This window comes from Vibrio sp. HB236076, assembly GCF_040957575.1.
GTDB lineage: Bacteria > Pseudomonadota > Gammaproteobacteria > Enterobacterales > Vibrionaceae > Vibrio.
Genome location: NZ_CP162601.1, coordinates 2,600,902 through 2,627,733 on the forward strand (window position 1 = coordinate 2,600,902; position 26,832 = coordinate 2,627,733).

The 26,832-nt window shown below is 45.6% G+C and carries 29 protein-coding genes and 1 other RNA gene; 17 read left to right on the forward strand and 13 right to left on the reverse strand.

Going from position 1 to position 26,832, the window contains the following annotated elements:
- Positions 1-4: 4 nt before the first annotated feature.
- Positions 5-583, reverse strand: a complete 579-nt coding sequence (gene rpoE, locus AB0763_RS11410; RefSeq protein WP_306100563.1) for an RNA polymerase sigma factor RpoE — start codon at positions 581-583, stop codon at positions 5-7.
- Between the two features lie 354 nt (positions 584-937).
- Here rpoE and nadB point away from each other — a divergent pair, with 354 nt between their 5' ends.
- The gene (gene nadB / locus AB0763_RS11415) at positions 938-2,572 is read left to right on the forward strand and encodes an L-aspartate oxidase (protein WP_306100562.1); all 1,635 of its coding nucleotides are present in this window, start codon (positions 938-940) and stop codon (positions 2,570-2,572) included.
- Between the two features lie 83 nt (positions 2,573-2,655).
- Here the strand turns inward: nadB and AB0763_RS11420 are convergent, their stop codons facing one another.
- Together AB0763_RS11420 and AB0763_RS11425 are read right to left on the reverse strand one after the other, a co-directional pair.
- The gene (locus tag AB0763_RS11420; protein ID WP_306100561.1) at positions 2,656-3,078 is read right to left on the reverse strand and encodes a protein YgfX; all 423 of its coding nucleotides are present in this window, start codon (positions 3,076-3,078) and stop codon (positions 2,656-2,658) included.
- Entirely contained in the window at positions 3,062-3,322 is a 261-nt protein-coding gene (locus tag AB0763_RS11425; RefSeq protein ID WP_306100560.1) for a succinate dehydrogenase assembly factor 2, read from the reverse strand. Before AB0763_RS11425 ends, AB0763_RS11420 begins: the two co-directional genes overlap by 17 nt.
- Before the next feature lie 160 nt (positions 3,323-3,482).
- On the opposite strand from AB0763_RS11425, the gene ygfZ reads away from it, so the two are divergent.
- The 3 genes from ygfZ (at position 3,483) to AB0763_RS11440 (ending at position 5,692) form a co-directional block, all read left to right on the forward strand.
- Positions 3,483-4,445 (forward strand): tRNA-modifying protein YgfZ, encoded by a 963-nt coding sequence (gene ygfZ / locus AB0763_RS11430; RefSeq protein WP_306100559.1) that lies wholly within the window; start codon positions 3,483-3,485, stop codon positions 4,443-4,445.
- Between the two features lie 2 nt (positions 4,446-4,447).
- On the forward strand, positions 4,448-4,912 hold the full coding sequence (locus AB0763_RS11435) for an aminoacyl-tRNA deacylase (protein WP_306100558.1): 465 nt from the start codon (positions 4,448-4,450) through the stop codon (positions 4,910-4,912).
- Positions 4,913-5,482: 570 nt separating this feature from the next.
- Complete coding sequence (locus AB0763_RS11440) at positions 5,483-5,692, forward strand: DUF1107 domain-containing protein (RefSeq protein ID WP_306100557.1); 210 nt, start codon at positions 5,483-5,485, stop codon at positions 5,690-5,692.
- A gap of 48 nt (positions 5,693-5,740) precedes the next feature.
- On the opposite strand, the gene AB0763_RS11445 is transcribed toward AB0763_RS11440, so the two are convergent.
- From AB0763_RS11445 to AB0763_RS11455, 3 genes are read right to left on the reverse strand one after another with little or no spacing between them, the layout of a single operon-like run.
- On the reverse strand, positions 5,741-6,952 hold the full coding sequence (locus AB0763_RS11445) for an FAD-dependent 2-octaprenylphenol hydroxylase (protein ID WP_306100556.1): 1,212 nt from the start codon (positions 6,950-6,952) through the stop codon (positions 5,741-5,743).
- 16 nt (positions 6,953-6,968) lie between these two features.
- Positions 6,969-8,141, reverse strand: a complete 1,173-nt coding sequence (ubiH, locus tag AB0763_RS11450; RefSeq protein ID WP_306100555.1) for a 2-octaprenyl-6-methoxyphenyl hydroxylase — start codon at positions 8,139-8,141, stop codon at positions 6,969-6,971.
- Positions 8,142-8,150: 9 nt separating this feature from the next.
- Positions 8,151-8,729, reverse strand: a complete 579-nt coding sequence (locus AB0763_RS11455; RefSeq protein WP_306100554.1) for a UPF0149 family protein — start codon at positions 8,727-8,729, stop codon at positions 8,151-8,153.
- A gap of 238 nt (positions 8,730-8,967) precedes the next feature.
- Between AB0763_RS11455 and AB0763_RS11460 the strand changes: the two genes are divergently transcribed.
- The 5 genes from AB0763_RS11460 to serA all read left to right on the forward strand — a co-directional run bounded on the left by AB0763_RS11460 (position 8,968) and on the right by serA (position 12,294).
- The gene (locus AB0763_RS11460) at positions 8,968-9,279 is read left to right on the forward strand and encodes a cell division protein ZapA (protein ID WP_306100553.1); all 312 of its coding nucleotides are present in this window, start codon (positions 8,968-8,970) and stop codon (positions 9,277-9,279) included.
- 5 nt (positions 9,280-9,284) lie between these two features.
- Positions 9,285-9,468, forward strand: a non-coding RNA gene (ssrS, locus tag AB0763_RS11465) — 6S RNA.
- A 4-nt stretch (positions 9,469-9,472) separates the two neighbouring features.
- Positions 9,473-10,066: a 5-formyltetrahydrofolate cyclo-ligase gene (locus AB0763_RS11470; RefSeq protein ID WP_306100552.1), complete on the forward strand. Its 594-nt coding sequence runs from the start codon at positions 9,473-9,475 to the stop codon at positions 10,064-10,066.
- A gap of 69 nt (positions 10,067-10,135) precedes the next feature.
- Positions 10,136-10,792 (forward strand): ribose-5-phosphate isomerase RpiA, encoded by a 657-nt coding sequence (gene rpiA / locus AB0763_RS11475; RefSeq protein ID WP_306100551.1) that lies wholly within the window; start codon positions 10,136-10,138, stop codon positions 10,790-10,792.
- A 272-nt stretch (positions 10,793-11,064) separates the two neighbouring features.
- The gene (serA, locus tag AB0763_RS11480) at positions 11,065-12,294 is read left to right on the forward strand and encodes a phosphoglycerate dehydrogenase (RefSeq protein ID WP_306100550.1); all 1,230 of its coding nucleotides are present in this window, start codon (positions 11,065-11,067) and stop codon (positions 12,292-12,294) included.
- Between the two features lie 95 nt (positions 12,295-12,389).
- Here serA and AB0763_RS11485 read toward each other — a convergent pair whose 3' ends face one another.
- Complete coding sequence (locus tag AB0763_RS11485) at positions 12,390-13,082, reverse strand: SIMPL domain-containing protein (RefSeq protein WP_306100601.1); 693 nt, start codon at positions 13,080-13,082, stop codon at positions 12,390-12,392.
- A gap of 115 nt (positions 13,083-13,197) precedes the next feature.
- Positions 13,198-14,100, reverse strand: coding sequence for a LysR family transcriptional regulator ArgP (locus AB0763_RS11490; RefSeq protein WP_306100549.1), 903 nt, complete (start codon positions 14,098-14,100; stop codon positions 13,198-13,200).
- Positions 14,101-14,197: 97 nt separating this feature from the next.
- Between AB0763_RS11490 and AB0763_RS11495 the strand changes: the two genes are divergently transcribed.
- Complete coding sequence (locus tag AB0763_RS11495) at positions 14,198-14,824, forward strand: LysE/ArgO family amino acid transporter (protein WP_306100548.1); 627 nt, start codon at positions 14,198-14,200, stop codon at positions 14,822-14,824.
- 80 nt (positions 14,825-14,904) lie between these two features.
- Here AB0763_RS11495 and mscS read toward each other — a convergent pair whose 3' ends face one another.
- The 4 genes from mscS to epd form a co-directional block, all read right to left on the reverse strand.
- Positions 14,905-15,762, reverse strand: a complete 858-nt coding sequence (mscS, locus tag AB0763_RS11500) for a small-conductance mechanosensitive channel MscS (RefSeq protein WP_306100547.1) — start codon at positions 15,760-15,762, stop codon at positions 14,905-14,907.
- 182 nt (positions 15,763-15,944) lie between these two features.
- Positions 15,945-17,021: a class II fructose-bisphosphate aldolase gene (fbaA, locus tag AB0763_RS11505; RefSeq protein WP_306100546.1), complete on the reverse strand. Its 1,077-nt coding sequence runs from the start codon at positions 17,019-17,021 to the stop codon at positions 15,945-15,947.
- Positions 17,022-17,254: 233 nt separating this feature from the next.
- Entirely contained in the window at positions 17,255-18,418 is a 1,164-nt protein-coding gene (locus AB0763_RS11510) for a phosphoglycerate kinase (RefSeq protein WP_306100545.1), read from the reverse strand.
- A gap of 149 nt (positions 18,419-18,567) precedes the next feature.
- Positions 18,568-19,593, reverse strand: coding sequence for an erythrose-4-phosphate dehydrogenase (gene epd, locus AB0763_RS11515; protein WP_306100544.1), 1,026 nt, complete (start codon positions 19,591-19,593; stop codon positions 18,568-18,570).
- A 400-nt stretch (positions 19,594-19,993) separates the two neighbouring features.
- Here epd and metK point away from each other — a divergent pair, with 400 nt between their 5' ends.
- The 7 genes from metK (at position 19,994) to ruvX (ending at position 25,603) form a co-directional block, all read left to right on the forward strand.
- Positions 19,994-21,148: a methionine adenosyltransferase gene (gene metK, locus AB0763_RS11520; RefSeq protein WP_306100543.1), complete on the forward strand. Its 1,155-nt coding sequence runs from the start codon at positions 19,994-19,996 to the stop codon at positions 21,146-21,148.
- A gap of 274 nt (positions 21,149-21,422) precedes the next feature.
- Positions 21,423-21,920 carry a SprT family zinc-dependent metalloprotease gene (locus AB0763_RS11525; RefSeq protein WP_306100542.1) on the forward strand — a complete coding sequence of 166 codons (498 nt, stop codon included), beginning with the start codon at positions 21,423-21,425 and terminating at the stop codon, positions 21,918-21,920.
- Positions 21,921-21,990: 70 nt separating this feature from the next.
- Positions 21,991-22,716 carry an endonuclease gene (locus AB0763_RS11530; protein WP_306100541.1) on the forward strand — a complete coding sequence of 242 codons (726 nt, stop codon included), beginning with the start codon at positions 21,991-21,993 and terminating at the stop codon, positions 22,714-22,716.
- A 98-nt stretch (positions 22,717-22,814) separates the two neighbouring features.
- A complete protein-coding gene (gene rsmE, locus AB0763_RS11535) occupies positions 22,815-23,546 on the forward strand; it encodes a 16S rRNA (uracil(1498)-N(3))-methyltransferase (RefSeq protein WP_306100540.1) in 732 nt (243 codons plus the stop codon).
- Between the two features lie 12 nt (positions 23,547-23,558).
- A complete protein-coding gene (gene gshB / locus AB0763_RS11540) occupies positions 23,559-24,506 on the forward strand; it encodes a glutathione synthase (protein ID WP_306100539.1) in 948 nt (315 codons plus the stop codon).
- Between the two features lie 61 nt (positions 24,507-24,567).
- Positions 24,568-25,131, forward strand: a complete 564-nt coding sequence (locus tag AB0763_RS11545; RefSeq protein ID WP_306100600.1) for a YqgE/AlgH family protein — start codon at positions 24,568-24,570, stop codon at positions 25,129-25,131.
- A 49-nt stretch (positions 25,132-25,180) separates the two neighbouring features.
- Positions 25,181-25,603 carry a Holliday junction resolvase RuvX gene (ruvX, locus tag AB0763_RS11550; protein WP_306100538.1) on the forward strand — a complete coding sequence of 141 codons (423 nt, stop codon included), beginning with the start codon at positions 25,181-25,183 and terminating at the stop codon, positions 25,601-25,603.
- 195 nt (positions 25,604-25,798) lie between these two features.
- On the opposite strand, the gene AB0763_RS11555 is transcribed toward ruvX, so the two are convergent.
- The gene (locus AB0763_RS11555) at positions 25,799-26,821 is read right to left on the reverse strand and encodes a type IV pilus twitching motility protein PilT (protein ID WP_306100537.1); all 1,023 of its coding nucleotides are present in this window, start codon (positions 26,819-26,821) and stop codon (positions 25,799-25,801) included.
- Positions 26,822-26,832: the final 11 nt, after the last annotated feature.

Here is a 26,832-nt window from a genome sequence, read left to right on the forward strand (position 1 = left end):
GTGACTAACGGTGTAAAAGAGGACGAATCTTCTTTTCTACCGCTTCTCTAGCACGAAAAATACGCGAACGTACAGTGCCAACTGGACAATCCATTACTTCAGCAATTTCCTCGTAACTCAGGCCTTCAAGCTCACGAAGCGTAATCGCCGTTTTCAAATCTTCAGGTAGTGCTTCGATCGCGGCAAAGACCGTCTGTTTCAACTCGTTGGACAACGTCAGGTTCTCTGGGTTCGATATTTCTTTTAAAGCGTTACCATTTTCATAATATTCAGCATCTTCAGCATCAACATCTGTCGCGGGAGGGCGGCGCCCTTGAGCAACAATATGATTCTTTGCCGTATTCACAGCGATGCGATATAGCCAAGTATAAAAAGCACTTTCACCTCGAAAGTTAGGGATAGCTCGATACGCTTTTATAAACGCTTCTTGGGCAATATCTGGCACATCACCAGGATTACTAACATAGCGGGAAATAAGATTGCACACCTTAGTTTGGTACTTAGTCACTAAAAGGTTAAACGCTTGCTTATCTCCACTCTGAACTCGCTCAATCAATACTTGATCGGTTAGCTGCTCGTTCATTCGAGCGGATACTCCTATCAGTTGCGCCCCACCGACAATAGATATGGGGTTTTCATTTATGTGAGATGTAGTATTGACACCACTGCTTACTTGAGCACTATTGTGACTCAAACTGAATAGGAAAGTTCCTTATCAGGTCATTTTTTTGTCAATATCGTAGCGTAAATGTGCTCTAATAGACGCGTTTAATTATTGTGATCAGTCAGTGAAAGAAAATCAATAGCAACCAGAGAATGGTCACAATAAGGAATGACTTTATCGCGATAAATGATATTTGGCGGTAAGTAATAGACATACAACGGGAAGTGCGCAGCACTTGATACGCTAATAATAACTGGGAAAAAAGACAGTTTTATGAACTTACAACATGAACATGCCTGTGATGTCCTCGTCGTCGGCAGTGGCGCCGCTGGCTTATCACTCGCGTTGCGAATCGCCAATCATTGTAAAGTAATGGTTCTGAGTAAAGGTCCGCGTAGTGAAGGATCAACGTTTTATGCACAGGGTGGTATTGCAGCGGTATTTGATGAGGACGACAGCGTCGATTCACACATCGAAGACACGCACATTGCCGGTGGCGGAATATGTGAAGATAAGACTGTTCGTTTTATTGCGGAGAATGCCAAGCGCTGTGTACAGTGGCTCATTGATGGCGGTGTCCCCTTTGATCTCGACGACGACAATGACGATGAAGAACACCCTAAATACCACCTAACTCGAGAAGGTGGACACAGTCACAGACGGATTCTTCACGCAGCAGATGCGACGGGAATGGCGATGCAGACCTCATTGCAAGACAACGCCAATAATCACCCCAATATTCACATTCTCGAAGCGCACAACGCACTGGATCTGATCACTGAAGATAAAATCGGTGGTGATGCCAATAAAGTCATCGGCGCTTATATTTGGAACCGCAAACAAGAACACGTGGAAACGGTCAGAGCAAAATTTGTTGTTCTCGCCACCGGTGGCGCTTCTAAAGTCTATCAATACACATCCAACCCCGATGTTTCATCCGGTGATGGTATCGCCATTGCTTGGCGTGCCGGGTGTCGAGTCGCTAACTTGGAGTTTAACCAATTTCACCCAACCTGTTTGTATCACCCTGAGTCGCGTAACTTCCTTTTAACCGAAGCGTTGCGAGGAGAAGGGGCTTACCTAAAACGCCCGGACGGTTCGCGTTTTATGCTTGATTTTGATCACAGGGAAGAGTTGGCGCCCAGAGATATTGTTGCGCGAGCGATCGATTTCGAAATGAAGCGATTAGGCGCTGATTGCATGTATCTCGATATCAGCCACAAACCGGCTGAGTTTATTACTAAGCATTTCCCAACCATTTATGCTCGCCTGATGGATCTCGGTATTGATATGACCAAAGAGGCGATCCCTGTCGTACCTGCTGCTCACTACACCTGCGGTGGGGTAATGGTGAATTTGCAGGGACAAACCGACCTTAACAACCTTTATGCCATCGGCGAGGTCAGTTACACCGGCTTGCACGGCGCCAACCGAATGGCATCCAACTCCTTGCTTGAATGCGTTGTCTACGCGCGCTCTGCTGCTAAAGATATCGTCAAAAAATTAGCCGACACTTCGATGCCCCCCCCGCTGCCGAAATGGGACGAAAGCCAAGTCAGTGATTCTGACGAAGAAGTGGTCATTCAGCACAACTGGCATGAATTGCGCTTGCTGATGTGGGACTACATGGGAATCGTACGAACAGATAAACGCTTGGAAAGAGCGAAACACCGCATTGAGTTATTGCAACGTGAGGTTCAAGAGTATTACCAGCACTTTCGCGTATCCAATAATCTTCTCGAGCTGAGAAACTTATTACAAGTGGCCGAATTAATGGTTAATTGTGCGATGCAACGAAAAGAGAGTCGCGGCTTGCATTACACTCTCGACTACCCACAAATGTTGCCAAATAGTGGCCCGACGATCTTAACCCCGAGTAAAAAAACGCCTCTAACCCCAGGGTCTTAACAGCGGTTTAATCGGTTAACTCGCACACTTAAAACGCAATATCCCCTTTTCCTTTCTCAGCGAAAAGGGGATTGCATCGGATTTTATTCATTGTTTTTACGTTCTCGAAAGCTTTGTTTCAGAAATAAAATCAACCGCCGATATTGCTCATCGCTGCAACTGTCACGCCACAAATAACAGGTCTTTCCATCGCTTAACACTAACACCAACAGAAAGTAGCGCAAGCCAAGGTAGGCGTTGAGTAAGGTGAACACGGTCGCCGATGAATCGCTCTTTTGGCGTATCCTGACCAACCTCCCCCCTTGCACCCTCAGATGACCATCAAACGGCTTAGGCAGTAAACGATGCTCAGACAAGGATTGAGCGATAATACTCAACAGTATCAAAGTGGCCAACAAAGGGAGATCGCAAACCACTAGCGCGTGCGCTAGCATCAGACACACGATTACATTTGCCCACCCCGCTTGGGAGGAATATTCAACCTGTAAATTAACGGACTTTGCCAAGATTGTACGCCACAATTTTATCCACCATGGCCGCATGACCTAAGTTTTCACTGCGACCGTGTCCCATCACCCAGCTGAACAAGTCCGGGTCATCACACTCGAGCAAGGCGACAAATTCTCTTTGCTCGTCTTGGTTTAGTGAGTCAAAACACTCGTCAAAGAAAGGCATGATCACAACATCAAGCTCTAGCATGCCTCGACGACAAGCCCATTTTATTCTTGCCTTTTCTTCTGCTGTATACATGAATGCTCATCCTTTATGGTTATTTTATTCACTCCGAGTGTACCAAGGCTTACTGACCATCAAAAGTGCGTCAGCTCACACTCCGGATTCAAGCTGACAAAATTTCCAATCCGCATTACCATAGGCATTCAAATTGATTATTAATGATAGGTAACGATTTATGCAATGGTCAGAACAGTTTCACCCTTCCCCTCTCGATGAGCAATCCGCCCTCCCTCAACTCGCTCTTGTAAACTTAGACCAGTATAAAGCGATCACACTTGTCGGCGAAGATGCCAGCAGCTACCTACAAGGTCAAATCACCTGTGATGTCACTTCGCTTGATCGCGAACAATCGACGCTCGGCGCGCATTGCGATGCCAAAGGAAAAGTGTGGAGTGTCTTTCGCTTGTTTCACCACCAAGCAGGCTTGGCCATGGTTCAAGACGCCGATGGTTTAGCGACCGAGTTAACCGAGATCAAAAAATACGCGGTATTTTCTAAGGTCACCATCGAAGAAAGCCAACACATCGTAATGGGTTTGATGGGTCAAAACGTGCAAGACTTTATCGATGCCCAGACTGAAACTCGCGCCGATGTGCGCTCGGTCCTAGGGGGAACCGCCGTCAAAATCGATTCACAGCGCTGGATGTTGCTCGTTGAACCTGAACACCTCGAACACTACCTCAATGCGGTTGAAACCAAGTTTACCGCGTCGATTTGGGATCGCTTTGATATCGAGGCGGGCTTACCACGTCTACCTAAAAGCCAGCAAAACCAACACATTCCTCAGGCACTCAACCTACACTTACTCGGTGCGATTAGTTTTACAAAAGGTTGCTATACCGGCCAAGAAATTGTCGCGCGAGCTAAATACCGCGGCATCAATAAGCGCGCGCTGTATCCGGTAAAAACCACTGGCACCCTACAAGCGAGCAGCTCGTTGACCTTAGAGCGACAAGTCGGTGAAAACTGGCGAGGTGCCGGTGAGCTATTGATTCATTATCGCTTTGAGACCCAAGGTGCTATTGGTTTGGTTGTCTTACCCAATAACCTAGAACAAGACACTCGCTTACGCCTTGCTGAGCAACCTGAGTTAGAGTGGTCTATCATGGACTTACCTTACTCGTTGACAGAAGAATAAGCGTGTTTACAACACCGATCACACAGTGGTTAGACGAGCAGGAGATCGATTATCAACTGCTCAAACACAGTAAAGCGACAGTGACGATTGCTGATACCGCCCGCGAGCGCGGTATCCGTGAGCAACAGATGGTAAAAACGATTTTGCTGTGTGATCCCGCTGGACAATTAGTCTTAGCTTGCGTCCCTGGAGATCGTCAGGTCTCGCCGCAAAAAGTGAGAGAACGTCTGCAAACTCGTCGGTTAACTTGTGTAAATTCCGAAAAATTGCGTTCATTGACTGGCTTTGCCCCAGGGACGTTAGTGCCAATGATGTGGTGCCAAGATATCCCGATTGTTTTTAGTTGTGAATTGCTCGAATATGACCAATTAACGATCAGTAGCGGCTCATTAATGGCTGGGCTTTTGCTCAACAAACGAGATTTACTATCGCTTTGCCAACCAATAGTACACCCAATATGTCGTTAAAAGATCGTAGCAAACGTTTGCTATCAATGGAAATCCAGATTAAACTAACATCTTGTCGAAGTTAGTCCGTCACTTTTTGTTTCGGCTCTGGCTTGGTCTCACCTTGTGTGATGACTAGAGAGAATGACATTAAACAGTCAGTGCTTAATTTCATTCGCTCAAACTTATATCCTTATTTGTGTTATGCCTACCTGCGGTAGGCTTTTTTTTTACTTTTCACATTCGAACCCATTGGTTAATCACTATTCGACCGCGTCAACGACGGCATTAAGGCAATCAACAGTAACGTCGCTTTTTGCTCTTCTTTTATAAAAACTATTTTCCTTGTTAACAACTATTTGTCCTACGCGGCTTTCAACCTAAATGTTGTTCAAGTTAGTATTAGGTCTCATTTTTATCCTAAGTTAAGCAATAAAAACAACATTACGCATTAGCAATTATGCCAACTTCAACACAAAACCCTAAAAATCTCGTATTTTTAAGCAAAAACTTGCACAAGTTCGCATCATTTTGTTTCGCAAATCGCTAGGATAGCGGCGTTACAACAAGGATAGAAAAAAGGAATTCAATATGAGATTGTTTAAACGTTACACGCCCAGCATGGTCGCTAAACACGTGACTCGTTTATTCAAAGGCTGTATCTATATTGATGGCATTGGCAAACTGGACTTTGACCAAGGAAAGGTAATGTTACCGCAAGAAGCGCAAATAAAGCATTTCAAAGCGGTTAAAGAAATCAATCAAGAAATCAGTAAATTAAGAACATTGCAACATGCATAGTGCTCTTTTAAAGCGCGCTTTACTCAGGTAAAGCGCGTTTTTATCCCGCTATTTTTCTTGAGCTAGCGCGGGTAACTCACCCGACAATCCCAATGCGCGATTCATTAATAACCCTTTTGCGCCTGGCAAATGAGCAGTGAGGTTCATCCCCACCCCACGCAACCATTTCTTTGCCGGGTTAGCACCAGAGAACAACTCTTTGAACCCTTGCATGGTCGCAATCATTTTGGCCGCTTCGGACTTGCGCCAACGCTCGTAGTGGCGCAGATTTTTCAAACGACCAATGTCTTCACCTTGCTGCCAAAGAGCTAAGACCTCTTGCGCTAAGCTCGCCGCATCCAGTAGACCTAAATTCACCCCTTGGCCAGCCAGTGGGTGAATGGTATGGGCGGCATCCCCCACCAAAGCAATGCGGTCTTTGGCAAAACTGCGTGCATAGCGCATTTTTAACGGAATCATATTGCGCTCACCGACCACTTCACACAGCCCGAGCCGCAAATCAAATTCACTGCTTAACCGGCGATTAAACGTCTCAATATCACAATTCATCAATTGCTCAGCTTGATGCTCATCGGTAGACCAGACGATAGAACACAAATTCACATCTGCTAATGGCAAAAAAGCCAAGGGACCACTTGGGGTAAAAACTTGTCTTGCAATATGATCATGAGATTGAGCCGTTTGTACTGTCGCGACAATCGAATTTTGCCCGTAATCCCACTGGGTCAAGGGGATATTTTGTGTCGTACGCAACCAAGAATGCGCGCCATCGGCACCAACCACGAGTTTGGCAGTCAGAGTTTGTCCGTTGTTCAGGCTCAACCATGCTTCACCTTCGCCGACAGCCACACTTTGACACTGTACTGGAGAAAAATACGACACGTTATCTTGTTGCATCAAACGATCCATTAAAGCGGCTTGAACCACTCGATTCTCGACAATATGTCCCAGATTGGCTTGCGACAATTGCTCGGCGCGAAAATCAATCTTTGCAAAACTGTCTTTTTCCCAAACTTCCATCGCTTGATAGGGCGCACAACGCCGGTTAGTGATCCCCTGCCATACGCCGAGTTTTTTCAATATCACTTCACTTGAGCGGCTCAACGCAGACACGCGATTATCGGGTATCTCAGTTAAATCTAAATTCGGGTCTTTCCCTTCGATAACCGCAACGCGCAAATCACTGTCTTTAAGAGCTAACGCAAGTGATAGCCCTACCATACCACCGCCGATGATTGCGATATCTACGCTTTGCATCATAGTTTTTTTCCTTTTCCTAGCGATCACCGCGCCCCAATGTAAGGGTAAGCAGTGGATGTTTGATACCGGGTAATTTATCAAGTGCCACTAAGCCAATATCACGACCTAACCTCATTAATGGCAGATCGTTTGAAAATAAATGGACTAAATTCCTCGTCAATCCAACCGTGGACTGCTTGTCTTTTATACGTCGTTGTTGGTAGCGTTGTAACAAGGATGCACTGCCAAAGTCTTCACTCGATAGCAACTCTTCAATCAGTGACGCGACATCTCGAATCCCCAAGTTAAAACCTTGACCAGCAATGGGGTGTAACGCTTGAGCGGCATTGCCCACGCACACAACTCGGTGCGACGTAAACGCATGACGCTGCTTTAAGACAAGTGGATAACAATGTCGTTGGCCTACTTGTTCAAAACGACCCAATCGCCAACCAAACTCTTTTTGTAACTGCTGTAAAAACGCCTTGTTATCCAGGTCCAATCGTTGAGCAGCGATGTCAGGTGGCATACACCAAACAAGCGATAAGCGGTTTTCACTCATCGGCAATAGCGCGATAGGTCCTTGTGGAGTGAAACGCTCAAATGCGCACCCCGCATGTGGTGTATCCGTTGACACATTGGCGATGATCGCGTGCTGCTTAAAATCTTCTTCGTCCGCCGGCAAACGGCAAAGCTCAGCCACTTTTGACTGACCTCCGTCAGCGGCAACCAGCAAAGAAGTGACCAGTTGCTGGCCATCGTCTAACTCAAGGGTAAGACTATCGGGGTGTCGGTCGAGACCAACAATCTGATTAGGACACAAAAAATCGATATTGGCGCACTGATCTAAACGCTGTCGAAGAAGGCGACCAATCACCTGTAACTCAACCACGTGGCCCAAAGCATCAACTCGCTCTTGCTGGGCATCAATATCGGTCATCGCCAAACGCCCCTGCTCTGAAACGTGAATGCGTTCAATTGCCGTCGCGTGAGGTTCGATCTCTGACCAAAGTTGATATTTTTTGAGTAAATTTACCGTACCGTGTGACAGAGCAATACAACGCGCATCAAAACCAGGGTGGCTATCACTGATTTCAAATGACTCAACAATCGCAATCTTGCGGTGCTGCTTGTCTAAGTGCGCTAATCCCAAAGCCAATGTTGAACCCGCCATCGCCCCACCAGAGATGACGATATCATAGTGCTTCACCCGCGCTCCTTAGTGAATTGTTTTTGCCTTCGGTGCCTGGCGTCCGAGATCAGTAAACAACGTCAGTACACACACTTTGACATGCTCGGTGACAATATCAAAAGCTTGCTGTGTATCTTCATCGTCGACTTGATCATCCAATGACTCAACCACCACCTTGCCGATTTCTTTGAGATCCGATAAACACTCTTTACCGACATTGTCTAACGCATCAAGCGAAGAACCAGACAGTCCTAACCCCGCCAAGAAACTGTTCGTCCATTCTGCTAAGGCTTCGGCGCGTTGCGATAATGCCGTTTTCTCATCATCGGCCGGCAAACACAAAGACACACTAAACTCGTCGGCTTTAAGCTCTTGAACAATCACTTCCATCATAGTTGCAGCCTGAGCCAGCGCATCAGATGGCCAGCCCATTCCCTCATTGGTGTAGTCAAACAAGACTGGCTGCCAAGCGTTATCTTGTGGGGTGATCCCACCCACGACGAAGCCCATCAGCATACCGTGAAGCTCGGCGCCAGTGACCGCGAGACTCGCTCGGCGCAATGTCATGTTCAAACCATCGTAATCAGGCAAAGTCTTTGTAGTCATAATCGATTTTCTTTGTCGGTAAATAGAATCAAATATTACCATTGTCGAGGACGAGACGAAATCGATCGAGTTAAGAATACTGCCGAGATTTCAAACAAATTGCACATTTACTAACTCATTGGTACATTTGACGATTGACCTTAAAGAGAAAAGCTTGAATATTTGTACTCAAGTCCCTATAGTTTTCGTGACAGCCAAGTACGGTTTGTCATCCAATGCGCATTGAAGAGTTTTCTACATGAGTAACCACGCGGTAGACATTGAAATTTTAGGTAAAATTACCCGAGTAAACTGTCCAGAAGGACAAGAAGCTTCATTGAAAAGTGCAGCGCAAGATTTAGATTCTCGTTTGAAACAAATGTCTGATCGTAGTAAGGTGACTAATGAGTTACAGCTTCTAACGATTGCCGCTCTAAACGCCGTTTACGAGTTGCGCAGCAAAGACAAAGAAGCATCGCAAGAACAACAAGTATTAGCTCAACGCATTGAAAAGCTAACACTTTTATTGGATAGTAGCCTGTCAAAGACAGGGCATGGACAGCAAAAATAACCGAATTTACCCTGGGGTGTTTGTGATTGGGTTTAAGTCCCTGAGCCGATAAGCAATACACAAGGGTTAGTATTTGGTTACTATTGAGCAAGCTCAGCTCGAACTGAGAAGCCTACGGTAATCACTGCTGATCCGCCTTGAACCAGCTGGTTCAAGGGCCACGATCCTCAACGGCACTCTGGGGTATCCTCTCATGCAAAATACACGTCAATCGATACGTCAAATCATTCGCGCACGTCGCGCGCAGTTATCATCACAAGAGCAACAAGACGCAGCCAGACAACTCGTGACACAATGTCAGCGCGTAGAGGAATTCCAACATCAAAATATCGCTCTTTATTTATCCGTTGATGGCGAATTAGAGACCAGACCTTTAATTGAATGGTTATGGCAACAGGGTAAAAACCTCTTTTTACCTGTGATTCACCCCTTCTCAAAAGGTCAACTGCTTTTTCTACACTACCGTCCTGATAGTCGTATGGTTGCTAATCGTTATGGTATTCTAGAACCGAAGTTAGCCAAAAATGATATTTGTCCTATCAAATACCTCGACGTCATTTGTACACCGTTAGTGGCTTTTGACGATAAAGGCCAACGCCTCGGCATGGGTGGGGGCTATTATGACCGCACGCTTGCTCCTTGGTTTCACCAAGGCTTAGGTCCCAAGCCACTAGGTATTGCACACGATAATCAATGGGTCGAGACGCTGCCGACCGAGGCTTGGGATGTGCCTTTGCCTAAGATCGTGACGCCTAGCCAAATCTGGCAATGGGAAATAAACCAATAAGTCGCTATAATCGCTTGCACAATACTCTCTCTATTTGATTTGCTGTTTTAGAAAGGAAGAAGCAAGCTCATGACTCAAGATGAAATGAAAAAAGCCGCTGGTTGGGCAGCACTTGAATTTGTGACCCCAAATACCGTTGTTGGTGTAGGGAGTGGCTCAACCGTCAATCACTTTATCGACGCTCTGGGCAGTATAAAGGAGCAAATTAAAGGGGCAGTATCAAGCTCATCAGCATCCACTGAGCGCTTACAGGCTCTGGGCATTACCGTTTTTGATGCCAATGACGTCACCGAGCTCGCGGTTTGTGTCGACGGCGCCGATGAAATAAATCCGCAAAAAGAAATGATAAAAGGCGGTGGCGCAGCACTAACCCGAGAGAAAATCGTTGCCGCGATTGCCAAGCAATTCATTTGTATTGTCGATGATACAAAAGCGGTGGACGTGCTCGGCCAATTTCCTCTCCCTGTCGAAGTCATCCCCATGGCGAGAGAATACGTGGCGCGCTGCTTGGTTGAACTCGGCGGCCAGCCAAAATATCGCCAAGGCGTTATTACCGACAACGGTAACCAAATATTAGACGTACACGGATTATCAATTGACTCACCGAAGCAATTAGAAAGCCAAATCAATGCCATTGCAGGCGTGGTCACTGTTGGACTATTTGCTCAACGAGGTGCCGACATTGTGATCACAGGTACACCACAGGGACCCCGAGTGGAACAATAGCGCACCTTTATCATTGTTTTGTCTTAGGAAGTTACAAGATGCAACGTACCTAAGACAAATCAAGGTGATTTTACGTGACAAAATAATGAAGAAAATTGGCCTTTAGCGCTAAATTTTCTTACTCAAATCACATTTTTTTGTTATTTTATTGATGACGAGACGCACAAGGAAAACGTTTGCTTAACGCTTTTTTCGCCCAAAAGCCTCATTTTAAGCCGTTTTTACTCAATTGGCGCTAAACAAAACAATTTCTATTTTTAAGGACGAGGACAATGGCACAATATTCGCTGGAAAAAGATAAAATAAAAATCTTATTACTTGAAGGGGTTCACCCAACAGCAGTGGAAAAACTTCAAGCTTCCGGTTACACCAATATTGAATATCACAAAGGTTCACTGGCTGAGCCTGAGCTACTCGAAGCGGTAAAAGACGCTCACTTTATCGGGATCCGCTCACGTACCAATATGACAAAAGAAGTCATTGATGCCGCTGAAAAGCTCGTGGCGATTGGGTGTTTCTGTATCGGCACCAACCAAGTTGATTTGGCTGCAGCCGCCGAGCGTGGTATTCCTGTATTTAACGCGCCGTTTTCTAACACACGTAGTGTGGCTGAGTTGGTATTGGGTCAAATCTTACTACTTCTTCGTGGTATCCCAGAAAAAAATGCGCTTGCCCATCGCGGTATTTGGCAAAAAAGCGCCGATCATTCCTTTGAAGCTCGTGGAAAGGCGCTCGGTATCATTGGTTACGGCCATATCGGTACTCAATTAAGTGTTATTGCTGAAAACTTGGGTCTAAATGTTTACTTCTATGACGTAGAAGACAAACTCCCACTTGGTAATGCCATGCAAGTCAACACCATGACTGAGTTACTCAACAAGTGTGATGTCATTTCTTTGCACGTACCTGAAACCGCAGAAACAAAGAACTTGATGGGTGCAGAAGAGTTCGCTCAAATGAAACCAGGCTCGATCTTCATCAATGCGGCTCGTGGTACCGTGGTTGATATCCCTGCCCTAGCACAAGCGTTAGAGTCCGGTCACCTTGCTGGTGCCGCGATCGACGTATTCCCTGTTGAACCTAAAACCAATGCCGACCCATTTGAGTCACCACTGTTGAAGTTTGACAATGTTATTCTTACGCCACATATCGGTGGTTCAACGCAAGAAGCGCAGGAAAACATAGGTTTGGAAGTAGCAGGTAAACTGGCTAAATACTCAGACAACGGCTCTACACTCTCGAGTGTCAACTTCCCAGAAGTGTCTTTGCCACAACTGCGTCAGTGCTCACGTCTGCTGCACATCCACAAAAACCGCCCTGGTATTTTGACTCAAATCAACACCATCTTCGCTCAAGAAGAAATTAACATTGCCGGTCAGCACCTACAAACTGACGCGAATATCGGTTATGTAGTCATCGATGTTGAAACTGAGCGTTCAGAAGAAGCACTTGAAAAGCTAAAAGGTATCGAAGGTACGATTCGTGCTCGCATCCTTCACTAATTCCATCTTAGGACGCTAACATAAATCGAAAAGCCCCAGTGTTGTTTGAACACTGGGGCTTTTTAATAACATTGACCGTCATGGTTCATTACGGATTAATGTGGCGCTTCAAGCTTAAAAACGACACTGACTTGATCAGTAATCGAAATAGTCGGATCATTAAACTGGGCCGCTGAGGAGCGCGCTGTTGACTGGCGTTGAACAATGGGTTGTAAGTTTCTAGGCTGCTGGTAGTTGATCTCCCAAACACCACCTAGTCGATAGCCAAAGCCTTTGGCCAATACTTCAGCTTGATTTTTAGCATCTTCTATTGCCAACATTCGTGCTTGCTGCCTAAACTCAGACTCTCGCTTCACTTTGAGTTGAACATTATCCACTTGATTCATCCCGTTAGACAAGGCAACGTTTAGGTATTGGTCCAATTTATCTACTTCAGCGACCTCCACTGTCATTATCCTTGTCGCGCGATAGCCAACTAATTCCGCTTCACCACTTTTCGGATAGTGATATTGAGGCGTCACCGATAAGTTAGAGCTGCTAATGTCGGCTCTCGACATTCCGGCTTTCATCAAGGCACGGGTAACGGTATTGACTGAGTTATCGACCGCCTGCTTTGCCTGCTCTGCGTTCATGGTGGACTCTACAACCCGAACGCGAAAATGTGCACTATCGGGGGCAACTTTAATTAAACCGTAGCCATTGATCGACAAATGAGGGAAAGGGACATCCTGGGAAAAACTTGGCCAAGACACACTTGACGTCACAAACACAATCAAAAATAACAGAATTCTCATAACTCAGACTCCTCGCTCCATAGACTGATAATATGAGAAAATAGCTGTGCTTGAGTCATCAGTTTACATTTCTAACAAAAAACTGACTGAAGTTGACGATAGCCCATCTCTACTGGCTTAACACCTTTGCACTGTGGTTCTTAATCGCTACGGAAATCGCTTTTAGACCTCGCGTTTCCATGTGCCAATGATGCCAATACAACTTCCTCTGCCATCTGCGCTCGGGGTCGATTTCAACCAATTGACCGGTGGCCAGCTCCGTTTCAATTTGCAGTTTAGGGATCAAACAATAAGCAACACCGGCAAGCGCTAACTTCACAAATGCTTCAGAGCTCGCGACTTTATGCTCAACCAATGGGCGACGATCGGTATGAAAATAATAACTCAGAAAATCTTGATGTAAGCGATCATATTGATCAAATACAACCGCAGGCGCCTCAATCACCGTTTGTGCATTAAGCCCCTCTGAAAAGTATTGCTCGAAGAATGTTGGGGTCGCCACACAAACGTAGTTCATCTTACCAAGGTATTCCGCAATACACCCCGACAAAGCATCAGATTGCAAACTGATCGCTCCAGCAACTTGACCGCTTCTCAACTTTTCCAATGTATGGGACTCATCACTGACCAATAAATTCAGTGCAACTTTGCCCGCCGATAGTATCGGTTGCAGTGCCGGCATTAACCAAGTCGCCAAAGAATCCGCATTGGTTGCCAACGACAGGCTGACCACTTGGCGCTGTTCGATGCCGATTAAATTCGGCAACACATCTTGCTCCAGCAAACCAACTTGATGATAAAAACTCAATAATTGCTGTCCTGCAGCGGTCGCTTCGGGTGGTTGAGTCCGAACCACAACGGGCTGCGAGAGCCACAATTCCAATTGTTTAATACGTTGGGAGACCGCCGATTGTGATAAACACAAAAACTGTGCGGCAGTATCAAAGCCGCCCTGCGTGATCACAGCGTCCAAGGCTTCTAACCATTTATAATCAAAACCACGCCAGCTCATATCAATACTACTTATATAAGATTAAAATAATTAATTACACTTATATTATCCTGATCGCTATAGTTTGAGCAATTGTAAACACCATATTGAGATAAATATGAATACATTGTTGATATTGCAAGGCTTTGGCCTAGGAGCGAGCATGATTTTACCCATCGGTGCTCAAAATGCCTTCGTCTTAAATCAAGGAATAAAAAAACAACATCACCTGACCACGGCGACGACTTGCAGCTTACTGGATATGTTCTTTATTTCCGTTGGTATATTTGGAGGTGGAGCCTTGATCGCGAGTCATCCAATCCTACTCAATAGCCTAACCATTGCCGGTATCCTATTTTTATTGGTTTATGGGGGGCTGTCGATAAGAAGTGCGCTAAAGTCAACTCAAACTATGTCGAATGCGAATACATTGGCTTTAAGCCGCCGCACTGTGATTGCTGGAGCACTCGCAGTGACTGTATTTAATCCGCACCTTTATCTCGATACGGTTGTCGTATTGGGGTCGATTGGGGGGCAGTTTGAAGGTGACGACCGATTATCTTTTGCCTTGGGGACAATATTAGCGTCATTCACTTGGTTTTTTACGCTCTCCATCGCTGCAGCCAAGTTATCTCATAAGCTCAATCGCCCAAAAGTCAGAAAAAGCATCGACCTGTTTATCGCTGCGGTGATGTTTATTATCGCTTTTTCACTGTTACAACATTTATTAGAACGTCTCGATTAGTGCTAATTTAGTCATAACGTTTACGTAAAGTACAAAAAAATCGAGGCCTAATTGGCCTCGATAACTTTTCTCAACATCGATTAATCGAGTCGGTCGAGATGAACATCCATTTGTGGGAATGGAATTTCAATGCCATTTTCATCCAAGCCCTCTTTGATCGCTTGCATCAGGTCATAATAAACGCCCCAATAATCATCGCGTTTAACCCAAGGGCGAACCACAAAGTTGACTGAAGAATCTGCTAACGTGTGGACACCAATGGTTGGCTTTGGATCTTTGAGCAAACGCTCCTCTTTGGCCACAATATCTTGCAGCACTTGTTTTGTCTTGGCCAGATCCGCTTTATAAGACACGCCAATGACCAAATCCATACGACGGGTATCAAAGCGAGAGTAGTTGGTGATCGCTCCACCAATAATCGAAGAGTTTGGCACGACAACCAGTTTATTATCGGGTGTTTTAAGGTAAGTTTGGAAAATTTGAATCGAGTCAACCGAGCCTGAAACACCAGCGACTTCAACATAATCCCCCGACTTGAACGGACGGAAGCTGACGATCAAGACACCCGCCGCGAAGTTTGACAAAGACCCTTGCAGTGCCAAACCAATGGCTAAACCCGCCGCACCGATAACCGCAACCACTGAGGCGGTTTGTACGCCAATACGACCAAGAGCGGCAATCAAAACAATGATAAATAAGGTGTAACGAACAATTGCCTGTAAGAATTCTACGACAGCTTTGTCCATTTTGCGCTTCTGTAATAGCTTAGCTAAACTCCCCGCAATCGCTTTAGTAATAATATTACCGATAAACAAAATCAAAACTGCTGAAATAATATTGACGCCATATTGGATCAGCAAATCAGAATTGTCGGTTAACCACTGGTTGACACCACCGAGATCGGCGATATTTGTAACGTCTATTGACTCTCCGGCCATAGTTGTAATCCCCTAAAAATATAAAACAATCACGGCACATCCATTTATGCCAAATAAGATGATTAGAGTAACGGTAAAGTACTAATCGAACTAGTGATTTAAAAAATCTCACCAACATTTTACAAAAAAAAATCCCACTTTATGACTAAAGTGGGATTTTAAGCAAATTTACTGGAAATAAATTACAGAACGTCTACCGCGTTAAGATCAGCAAAAGCTTTCTCTAGACGAGTCACCATTGATGATTGTGCTGCGCGCAACCAAACGCGTGGGTCGTAGTATTTCTTGTTTGGCGCATCAGGGCCTGTTGGGTTACCAATTTGACCTTGTAGGTAGTCGTGGTTGTCCGCTTCGTACTGACGAATACCATCCCAAGTAGCCCACTGTGTATCGGTATCGATGTTCATCTTAATAACACCGTAACCGATTGACTCTTGGATTTCAGCTTCTGAAGAACCAGAACCGCCGTGGAATACGAAGTTCAAAGAGTTTGCTGGTAGACCAAACTTCTCAGAGACATACGCTTGTGAATCGCGAAGGATAGTTGGTGTCAATACCACGTTACCAGGCTTGTAAACACCGTGTACGTTACCGAAAGAAGCGGCAATAGTGAAACGCGGGCTGATCGCGTTTAGTTTTTCGTACGCGTAAGCAACGTCTTCTGGAGAGGTGTACAGCTCAGAAGCATCCATGTGAGAGTTATCAACACCGTCTTCTTCGCCACCAGTACAACCTAGTTCGATTTCTAGAGTCATGTCCATTTTAGCCATACGCTCAAGGTATTTAGCTGAAATTTCGATGTTTTCTTCTAGAGATTCTTCAGATAGGTCAATCATGTGAGAAGAGAAAAGAGGCTTACCTGTTTCTGCAAAATGCTTTTCACCTGCGTCAAGTAGGCCGTCAATCCAAGGAAGAAGTTTCTTCGCTGCGTGGTCAGTGTGAAGAATAACAGGAACGCCATACGCTTCTGCAACCGTGTGTACGTGCTTAGCACCAGCGATTGCACCTAGAATTTGTGCACCTTGGCCTTCAAGTTTAACGCCTTTACCAGCAAAGAAAGCAGCGCCGCCGTTAGAAAACTGAACAATAACCGGAGATTTCACTTTCGCAGCAGCTTCAAGTACAGCGTTGATAGAATCGGTACCTACACAGTTTACTGCAGGAAGAGCGAAGTTGTTTTCTTTTGCAACTTCAAATACTTTCTGAACGTCATCACCAGTGATAACACCAGGTTTTACGAAGTCAAAGACCTTAGACATGGACGTGATCCCTATATATCAGTTGTTTTAATGTATAAAACAGATTAATTGTACTAACTTGGCTTACAACCCAGTTGAGTTTCGCAGATATTCTAACAAAACCCGCTCAGGATTGCAGCAAGTTCTCAAAAAGCAACCGGGTACTGGCAGGGGTTCAGACCTAGCGCCAGTGCCCTTTTGTTCGATTGAATCTAATCAATAAAAACAAAGCGGGCTTAACCCGCTTTGTGACATTACGCCTTTGCGCGTGCTTCTAGCATTTCAACAGCAGGAAGCGCTTTGCCTTCGACGAACTCTAAGAATGCACCGCCACCTGTAGAGATGTAAGATACATCAGCTTTGATACCGAACTGATCAATCGCGGCCAGCGTATCGCCACCGCCAGCGACAGAGAAACCTTCTGAAGCAGCGATCGCTTCTGAAATCCCTTTGGTTCCAGCTTCAAAGTTTTTAAATTCAAACACACCCACAGGGCCGTTCCACAAAATGGTTTTCGCCCCTTTTAAGATTTCAGCCAATGCTGCGGTTGATTCTGGGCCAAGGTCAAAAATCATATCGTCATCTTGAACTTCAGAGACGTGCTTGATTTCCGCTTCAGCGTTTTCATCAAATGCTTTTGCACAAGCAACATCGGTTGCCACAGGGATTGCACACTCATCCATCAGCTTCTTCGCCGTATCGACAAGGTCAGCTTCATACAGTGATTTACCCACATTGTGGCCTGCTGCAGCAATAAAGGTGTTTGCGATACCACCGCCAACGACAAGTTGGTCGGCAATTTTAGACAAGGACTCAAGGACGGTTAACTTGGTAGACACTTTAGAACCACCAACGATCGCAACCATTGGGCGAGCTGGGTTATCCATCGCTTTACCTAGGGCCTCAAGTTCGTTGGCAAGAAGAGGACCAGCACAAGCAATCGGGGCATGCATGCCAACGCCATGAGTAGAGGCTTGAGCACGGTGAGCCGTACCAAAAGCATCCATAACAAAGACGTCACACAATGACGCGTATTGTTTAGAAAGTGCTTCTTCGTTTTTCTTTTCGCCTTTGTTGAAGCGAACGTTTTCTAAAACAACAAGCTCACCCGCGTTAAGCTCAAGGCCGTCTAAGTAATCTTTGGCAAGTTTTACATCACACTCAAGAGCGTCGTTGAGGTAATTCACTACCGGTTGAAGAGAGAACTCGTCTGCGTATTCACCTTCAGTTGGGCGACCTAGGTGAGAAGTAACCATGACTTTTGCGCCCGCTGCTAAGCAGTGCTTGATGGTGGGTAGAGATGCGAGAATACGTGCATCAGAAGTTACTTTGCCATCTTTTACTGGCACGTTTAGATCAGCACGGATAAATACGCGTTTACCTGCTAAGTCCAGGTCAGTCATTTTAATTACAGACATGGTTTGTCCTCTCGTATTAAAGTCATTAAGTTTTGTGCATTGAACAGCCAATCTGTTCAATGTGAAAAAATTGTTATGCTTATCGATATGGCGATGTTACCGATTTATTTCAAGAAGGAAAATAAATAATTTCCCTTTTGATAAAACTATTATCGGCAGTGATATAGAACCAATGCCGTGTCGAGCATACGGTTAGCAAACCCCCACTCATTATCACACCACACCAACATCTTGACCAAGCGTCCATTGCTCACTCGAGTCTGAGTACCGTCGACGATAGCACTATGAGGGTCGTGATTAAAGTCAATCGAAACTAACGGTGCTTCAGTATAATCAACGATGCCCTGCAGTGTACACTGAGCGGCTTGAATAATGGTTTGATTTACATCATTGACCGTGACATTTGACTGGATGGTGACACTGAGATCCATCGCAGTGACATTCACCGTGGGAACACGCACAGAAATCGCTTCAAACTTATTTGAAAACTTGGGGAAAATGCGCTCAATGCCTTTGTGTAATTTCGTGTCTACCGGGATGATAGATTGACTGGCAGAGCGAGTGCGTCGCAAATCGGTGTGATAAGCGTCAATCACTTGCTGGTCATTCATTGACGAGTGTATTGTGGTAATCGTCCCTGAATCAATGCCAAATGCCTCATCGAGTACCTTGATCACCGGAACAATACAATTTGTCGTACAGGATCCATTAGAGACCACGGTGTGTTGAGGCAATAACGTTTCTTGATTGACACCAAAAATAATTGTGTTGTCAATATCTTGGGCTGCAGGATGAGAAAAGAGAACCTTTTTAGCCCCCGCGGCAATATGCGCTAAACCATCGCTTTTACTGCCGTAAACCCCGGTACAATCTAAGACAATATCAATGTTTAAATCTCGCCAAGGCAAGCGTTGGATCTCATCGAGATGCAATACACGAATGACGTCTCGTCCCTGATCGGGGCGCTCGATATACAAATGCTCTTGATCGTGAGAAACTTTTAGGCCGAAGCGACCGTGACTGGTGTCGTACTGTAACAAGTGAGCCATCGCTTCTGGTTGTGCCAACTCGTTGACTGCCACCACTTGGATTTGTTCTGAATACCCACTTTCATAGACCGCCCGCAATACATTACGGCCAATACGGCCAAATCCATTGATCGCCACTTTTAACATTATCTTTTCCTCTACACCTGATTGCGCTTAGTTTACCCTATCCCTAAGTTGGCATCAGTAGTTTGTTGAATGAAAAGCCAGTTATCCCCACCTTGCGGTTCCACTGGCCAACAATGGAGTGAAAAGCGTTTGAGAACACGACGACTTTTTTCTTTTAAAATAAGTATCTAAGCTATTATGTTAACAATGCCAATGAGTCTCACTTCTCCTTATCCCCACAGTGCGAAGCTTGATGCGTAAAAACGATTTGCCCTTTTTCTCCGCACAAAAAAAGAAAAGACTTGTAATTCAGCGAACGAAATTTAAAATAGCCGTCTAGATGTAGAAACACCTACAAACTTTTGTATTGATGGTTGAGTAACGTCCCATCGCCCTCATGATTAATTTAAGTGGAGCTCTCATGGCTAAGCACCTGTTTACTTCTGAATCGGTTTCAGAAGGTCATCCAGATAAAATTGCAGATCAAATCTCAGATGCGGTTCTTGATGCGATTCTTGAACAAGATCCCAAAGCGCGTGTAGCCTGTGAAACTTACGTTAAAACCGGTATGGTCATGGTTGGCGGTGAAGTAACCACCTCTGCTTGGGTTGATATTGAAGAGTTAACTCGCCAAACGGTTCGCGATATTGGCTACACGCACTCAGACATGGGCTTTGACGCCGACTCTTGTGCTGTGCTTAATACCATTGGCAAGCAGTCACCAGACATCAACCAAGGTGTTGACAAAGCCGATCCTAAAGAACAAGGCGCCGGTGACCAAGGTATCATGTTTGGTTATGCGACCAATGAAACCAGCGTGCTCATGCCCGCCCCGATTACGTATTCTCATCGCTTGGTACAACGCCAATCAGAAGTACGCAAAAATGGCACCCTACCTTGGTTGCGTCCGGATGCGAAATCTCAAGTGACTTTTAAATACGAAAACGGCGTTATTGCCGGTATCGATGCAGTAGTTTTATCGACACAGCACAGTGACTCAATCTCCACGGCCGATCTACGCGAAGCCGTCATGGAAGAAATCATCAAGCCCGTGTTACCTGCAGAATGGTTAGATAAAGACACTAAGTACTTCATTAACCCAACAGGCCGTTTCGTTATCGGTGGTCCGATGGGCGACTGTGGTTTGACTGGTCGTAAAATCATTGTGGATACCTACGGCGGCGCAGCGCGTCACGGTGGCGGCGCGTTCTCAGGTAAAGATCCATCAAAAGTAGACCGCAGTGCCGCCTATGCTGCGCGTTACGTGGCAAAAAACATCGTTGCCGCTGGCCTTGCGGATCGCTGTGAAATTCAGTTGTCTTACGCCATTGGTGTTGCCGACCCAACCTCTATCATGGTTGAAACGTTCGGTACCGAAAAAGTGTCAACAGATGTCATTGTCGACGCCGTTCGCCATCACTTTGACCTTCGTCCATATGGCCTGCAAGAGATGTTGAACTTATTGCAGCCTATTTATAAGAAAACCGCTGCCTACGGTCACTTTGGCCGTGAAGAATTCCCATGGGAAGCCACTGACAAAGCGCAAGCATTGCGTGACTTTGCCAACTTAAAATAAGTTTTAAGCCGAATTTAGACGGTAAAAAGCCCTTGCATTGAAGTAAGGGCTTTTTTATTGTTGGTCACTTATCGATTCACATAGACTACTAATCTAGTGAAATAGTTGGTCCCCCAAGTGAATTAAACACTCAGTCACAAGGTTAAGAACATGGTATGTAGACTCTCTGCTGCGATTTGTCTTTTGCCTTGTTGTGACACTTTTTCCTGCGCTATCATTCACCATATACTGGTACAGATTGGTATAACAGAGCGACCCACGTATAAGCGTATTTATGACTGTCCCTACTCTTCCTTCTGCATTGATTGATGCTGTACAACACAGCCTTGAAGCTTGGTGTCGAAAAGCCAGTGAAACACTTCAGCAAGCGGTCTCCCCGCCGCCCATCCATTTTGATTTGAAGGGAAAGTCGGCAGGGCAAGCATTGTTACAACCAGGGATCATCCGCCTCAATCCCATATTATTGCTCGAAAACCAGACCGAATATTTCGAGCAAGTCATTCCTCATGAGCTTGCCCATTTACTAACCTACCAATGCTTTGGTCGCGTTAAGCCCCACGGTGCAGAATGGCAATATATGATGGAGAAAGTGCTCGGCATTCCCGCCATTACCACCCATAAGTTCGATGTTCAATCCGTACAGGGCAAACTGTTTAACTATCGTTGCCAATGCCGCTCACACCAATTGACCATTCGCAGGCACAATAAAATCGTGCGCCAGCAAGCACAATACTATTGTCGATATTGTCAGCAGCCCTTAACCCCAACATGATAGAGATAAAGCGATAACGACACATCACCACTCACTGATTCACCAACGAGTTTTTCTCAACGAGACCTTTATGATTTTGCGCCACTCGATACTATTTTCATCCATTGCTGTACTCGGCACCGGATTGAGTTTTCAAGCTCTTGCTGAGCACCCAGCCTCATTCGCAACGGCCAAGCGTTTACTCGCGACTAAAATTTACCCACAACACACCACCTCTTTTTATTGTGGTTGTCCGATTCAATGGCAAGGCCGAAAAGGCATTCCCGACTTGGCCGCTTGTGGTTACCAAGTGCGTAAGCAACCCAAGCGCGCCAATCGCATTGAATGGGAGCACGTGGTCCCTGCTTGGCAGTTTGGTCATCAATTACAATGCTGGCAAAAAGGCGGCCGTAAATATTGCGCGCGCTACGATCAAGATTTTAAGAAGATGGAGTCAGATATGCACAACCTTACTCCAGCTATCGGTGAAGTAAACGGCGATCGTTCGAATTACAACTTTAGCCAGTGGAATGGCATGGACGGTGTCAGTTATGGGCAATGTACGATGCAAGTCAATTTTAAGGGGCGCAAAGTGATGCCACCAGAATCTTCACGTGGCGCCATAGCTCGGACGTATTTATACATGAGCCAAACTTATGGCTTTAAGCTATCGTCAAGTCAGAGTAAGCTAATGCAGGCTTGGAACAGACAATATCACCCTAGCGAATGGGAGTGCCAACGCGAAATAAAAATTGCCGATATACAAGGCAACCACAACCCATTTGTGCAAAAAGCCTGTCTGCAGTTACAAGAATAATGTCTGCCGTACTGCCAGTTTTTCAGTGGCAAGAGACTTGTTTTTTGCCATTGATGCATCCATGTTAATAACTTAAATGTATTTAGGAAGCCGGTCTTATGCGAATCCCGCGTATCTATCACCCCGAACCGATTGAGCAACTTGGCACCTTAGTGTTAAGTGATGACGCAGCAGGACACGTCTCCCGGGTACTGCGCATGCAAGTGGGTCAAGAAGTGTTACTTTTTGATGGCTCTGGCGCTCAATTTCCCGCCATTTTGAGTGAAGTAACCAAAAAAAGCGCCTGTGTCGACGTTCAACAACGACTCGATCACAATATAGAATCACCGCTCAACTTGCACCTCGGACAAGTTATCTCTCGAGGTGACAAAATGGAATTTACCATTCAAAAGTCGGTTGAACTTGGCGTTAATACGATCACACCGCTCATTTCAGAACGCTGTGGGGTCAAATTGGATGCCAAGCGCTTTGAAAAAAAATTATCTCAGTGGCAAAAGATTGCCATTAGTGCCTGTGAGCAATGTGGCCGTAATATCATCCCTCAAATTCGGCCGATCATGACACTTGAACAATGGTGTCAAGAACCCTCTGCCGCTTTGAAGCTCAATTTGCACCCCAGAGCGGAATATTCAATCAACACCTTACCTGAAAAATCACAACACATTCGGCTGTTGATTGGCCCGGAAGGAGGTCTATCGGCAGAAGAAATTACGATGACACGCGATCATCAATTTGCTGAAACCTTACTCGGACCACGAGTATTGAGAACTGAAACCGCCGCATTAACCGCCATCACAGCCCTACAAGTCCGCTTTGGCGATTTGGGCTAAAAGGAGTATTTTATGATTAAAATCGGTATTGTTATGGATCCTATTGAGTCCATAACTATCAAAAAAGACACCAGCTTTGCTATGATGTTAGAAGCTCAGCGTCGTGGTTACCAAATCCATTACATGCAAATGCAGGATTTGCACCTAGAGCAAGGCGTGGCCCTGGCCGATACCAAAATCATCACCGTAGCGGAAAACCCGGATCAGTGGTACCAAGTTCAAAGTGAACAATCGATTGCTTTGTCTGAGCTAGATGCCATTCTTATGCGTAAAGACCCACCATTTGACACTGAGTATATCTACGCGACCTACATCTTAGAGCGGGCGGAAGAACAAGGAACGTTAGTGGTAAACAAGCCGCAAAGTTTAAGAGATTGCAACGAAAAGCTCTTCACCGCTTGGTTTCCTGAACTCACACCAACCACACTGGTCACTCGCAGTGCCGAGAAAATTAAAGCCTTTAGAGAGCAACACGGTGACGTAATTTTGAAACCGCTCGATGGAATGGGTGGTGCTTCTATTTTCCGCGTCAAACAAGGTGATCCGAACGTTTCGGTGATCATTGAGACCCTCACCGGTCACGGTCAACACTATGCAATGGCACAAACTTTTGTCCCAGATATCAGCAATGGCGACAAACGTATTTTAGTGGTCGATGGTGAACCCATGCCTTACTGTCTCGCCCGTATTCCTGCCGAAGGGGAAACTCGCGGTAACTTAGCGGCTGGCGGCCGAGGTGAAGCTCGTCCAATTAGTGAAACCGATCGTAAAATTGCTGAGACCGTCGCTCCAATTTTGAAACAAAAAGGCCTGATCTTTGTTGGTTTAGACGTAATCGGTGATAAGCTTACAGAGATTAACGTCACTAGCCCAACTTGTGTTAGAGAAATTGAAGCCAGTTTTGACATCTCGATTACCGGTAAACTCATGGATGCCATCGAGCGTTACGTAAAGCAATAAACGTCTAGGAATCAACCTCGATATAGGCTCTACCCCTCTTAAGAACAAGGAGTTAGATATGATGAATATAACCAATCACTTTCTTGTTGCGATGCCGACAATGAGAAATTCTGATTTAGAACGTTCTGTTATCTATATGTGTGAGCACAACGAAAAAGGCTCAATGGGGTTAGAACTCACCCAAGCCAATGACCTCACCATTGGAGAAATGCTAATCAAGGCAGATGTAGAGCCTATTTATCCACAAAACAAACCGCAAAGCTTATCTCAGCCCGTGCTTTTAGGGGGGATGACAGAACAAGATCGCGGCTTTATCGTCCACTGTCCGAAAGATGAATATCAAGCCAGTGTCAAAATGACCAAAGACATCACCATTACTTCCTCAAAAGATCTTTTAGAAGTGCTCGGTACAGAGGAAGAGCCAAGTCATTACGTCATCGCATTGGGTTACATGGCCTGGGAGGCAGGGGAACTTGAACAAGAATTAATGGACAATCACTGGCTATTGATTGAAGTCGATCCTCAGATCATTTTCGATACCCCGATAGAAAAACGTTGGGAAAAAGCACTCGGTTTATTAGGCGTCGAGCCCGCTAAATTGTCTTTTCAAGTTGGCGAGGCCTAGCGCTTATGTTCAACGACGATACGCATTAAAAACAACAAGAGAAAATAACATGTCAGACACCATCATGGCTTTTGACTATGGCACCAAAAGCATCGGGAGTGCAATAGGTCAAACTATCACAGGCACCGCCGCTGCGTTAAAAGCCTTTAAAGCCAAGGACGGCATTCCGAACTGGGACGACATAGAAAAGCAAATCAAAGAGTGGCAACCCGATTTATTAGTCGTCGGGCTGCCCACTGATTTACACGGCAAAGAGCTAGAAACGATTACCCCTAGAGCAAAAAAGTTTGCCAATCGTTTACACGGGCGATTTGGTTTGCCTGTCGAGTTGCACGATGAACGTTTATCGACCGCTGAGGCCCGAGCAGACTTATTTGATCGCGGTGGTTACCGAGCGCTAACAAAAGGCAATGTCGATTGCCAATCGGCGGTTGTGATTTTAGAAAGTTGGTTTGAAAAGCAATATCAATAAACCGCCAACCACATCGTGTACTTATCGGCCACCATCGTCGTCCTCTCAACGTCAGTGGTGGTTCAACTCACCGCTATTTCACGCTGATTGATTGAATCAATCACCGATATATCGCCCTTAGTAAATTGATTTTCTCAGCCCTGTTAGCGATCTTTTTAACCAACTAGGGTAACCCGCTATTTAGTAAGAGTCGTGTTAATCACAATCCAACGCTTTCAACGCCTCAGGGGGCAATATTCCTTGCTCGATATGCTGAGCCACACTTTGCTCAAGCGTTTGCATTCCACACTCTCGCCCGGTTTGCATCATCGAATACATTTGGTTCACTTTCCCTTCGCGGATCAAATTGCGAATGGCCGATGTCGCCATCAGCACTTCATAACACGCCACTCTTTTCTGCTGGGTACTATTGAGCAAGCGTTGAGCCACAACGCCCTTAAGTGACTCCGATAACTGAACTCGGATCATGGACTTTTCTTCTTGATCAAAGACATCGACAATACGAGTCACGGCTTGGCAGGCAGAGCGAGTATGCAATGTTGCCAACACCAAGTGCCCGGTTTCAGCCGCGGTTAGCGCTAACTGAATGCTGCGCTTATCGCGCAACTCTCCGACGAGGATAACATCGGGGTCTTCTCGTAATGCTGCCCTTAACGCCGCGGTGAAACCTAACGTATCTCGTTGCAATTGTCGCTGCGAAATTAAGCTTTGCTGCGAGTGGTGAATAAACTCGATAGGATCCTCAATCGTAATAATGTGTTTTTGTTGTGTGCGGTTAATGTCATCAACCATAGCCGCTAATGTCGTCGACTTGCCAGATCCGGTCGGCCCAGTAACCAAAATCAAGCCTTGCTGTGCCCTTGTCATTTGGGCTATCGCACTGGGTGCATTGAGCTGACAGAGTTTGGGAATCGAATCGGCAATGCACCTTAATACGATCGATAACCCCCTCTGCTGGTAAAAAGCATTGACGCGAAACCTCCCTAGTTCGGCCTGGTGATAAATCGTATCTAACTCTTTTTGTTCGACCAGTTGGCGTTGTTGTTCTTGGCTAAAAAGGCTTTGACTCAATACCGCCAAGTCTTGTGACTGCCACACTTTATCCTCTAAGATAGTCAATTGCCCGTTGAGACGCACTCGAACGGGCTCACCACTAGAAAAGTGCACATCCGAGGCGTTTTGATTTACACTGCTTCTCAGTAACTCGGTGAAATTCATATTATTCCTCA

Excerpts from the sequence above, each read along its gene's own strand:
- rpoE (WP_306100563.1), bottom strand. The coding sequence starts at position 583 with ATGAACGAGCAGCTAACCGATCAAGTATTGATTGAGCGAGTTCAGAGT.
- nadB (WP_306100562.1), top strand. The coding sequence starts at position 938 with ATGAACTTACAACATGAACATGCCTGTGATGTCCTCGTCGTCGGCAGT.
- AB0763_RS11425 (WP_306100560.1), bottom strand. The coding sequence starts at position 3,322 with ATGTATACAGCAGAAGAAAAGGCAAGAATAAAATGGGCTTGTCGTCGA.
- ygfZ (WP_306100559.1), top strand. The coding sequence starts at position 3,483 with ATGCAATGGTCAGAACAGTTTCACCCTTCCCCTCTCGATGAGCAATCC.
- AB0763_RS11440 (WP_306100557.1), top strand. The coding sequence starts at position 5,483 with ATGAGATTGTTTAAACGTTACACGCCCAGCATGGTCGCTAAACACGTG.
- AB0763_RS11445 (WP_306100556.1), bottom strand. The coding sequence starts at position 6,952 with ATGATGCAAAGCGTAGATATCGCAATCATCGGCGGTGGTATGGTAGGG.
- AB0763_RS11455 (WP_306100554.1), bottom strand. The coding sequence starts at position 8,729 with ATGACTACAAAGACTTTGCCTGATTACGATGGTTTGAACATGACATTG.
- AB0763_RS11460 (WP_306100553.1), top strand. The coding sequence starts at position 8,968 with ATGAGTAACCACGCGGTAGACATTGAAATTTTAGGTAAAATTACCCGA.
- AB0763_RS11470 (WP_306100552.1), top strand. The coding sequence starts at position 9,473 with ATGCAAAATACACGTCAATCGATACGTCAAATCATTCGCGCACGTCGC.
- rpiA (WP_306100551.1), top strand. The coding sequence starts at position 10,136 with ATGACTCAAGATGAAATGAAAAAAGCCGCTGGTTGGGCAGCACTTGAA.
- serA (WP_306100550.1), top strand. The coding sequence starts at position 11,065 with ATGGCACAATATTCGCTGGAAAAAGATAAAATAAAAATCTTATTACTT.
- AB0763_RS11490 (WP_306100549.1), bottom strand. The coding sequence starts at position 14,100 with ATGAGCTGGCGTGGTTTTGATTATAAATGGTTAGAAGCCTTGGACGCT.
- AB0763_RS11495 (WP_306100548.1), top strand. The coding sequence starts at position 14,198 with ATGAATACATTGTTGATATTGCAAGGCTTTGGCCTAGGAGCGAGCATG.
- mscS (WP_306100547.1), bottom strand. The coding sequence starts at position 15,762 with ATGGCCGGAGAGTCAATAGACGTTACAAATATCGCCGATCTCGGTGGT.
- fbaA (WP_306100546.1), bottom strand. The coding sequence starts at position 17,021 with ATGTCTAAGGTCTTTGACTTCGTAAAACCTGGTGTTATCACTGGTGAT.
- AB0763_RS11510 (WP_306100545.1), bottom strand. The coding sequence starts at position 18,418 with ATGTCTGTAATTAAAATGACTGACCTGGACTTAGCAGGTAAACGCGTA.
- epd (WP_306100544.1), bottom strand. The coding sequence starts at position 19,593 with ATGTTAAAAGTGGCGATCAATGGATTTGGCCGTATTGGCCGTAATGTA.
- metK (WP_306100543.1), top strand. The coding sequence starts at position 19,994 with ATGGCTAAGCACCTGTTTACTTCTGAATCGGTTTCAGAAGGTCATCCA.
- AB0763_RS11525 (WP_306100542.1), top strand. The coding sequence starts at position 21,423 with ATGACTGTCCCTACTCTTCCTTCTGCATTGATTGATGCTGTACAACAC.
- AB0763_RS11530 (WP_306100541.1), top strand. The coding sequence starts at position 21,991 with ATGATTTTGCGCCACTCGATACTATTTTCATCCATTGCTGTACTCGGC.
- rsmE (WP_306100540.1), top strand. The coding sequence starts at position 22,815 with ATGCGAATCCCGCGTATCTATCACCCCGAACCGATTGAGCAACTTGGC.
- gshB (WP_306100539.1), top strand. The coding sequence starts at position 23,559 with ATGATTAAAATCGGTATTGTTATGGATCCTATTGAGTCCATAACTATC.
- AB0763_RS11545 (WP_306100600.1), top strand. The coding sequence starts at position 24,568 with ATGAATATAACCAATCACTTTCTTGTTGCGATGCCGACAATGAGAAAT.
- ruvX (WP_306100538.1), top strand. The coding sequence starts at position 25,181 with ATGTCAGACACCATCATGGCTTTTGACTATGGCACCAAAAGCATCGGG.
- AB0763_RS11555 (WP_306100537.1), bottom strand. The coding sequence starts at position 26,821 with ATGAATTTCACCGAGTTACTGAGAAGCAGTGTAAATCAAAACGCCTCG.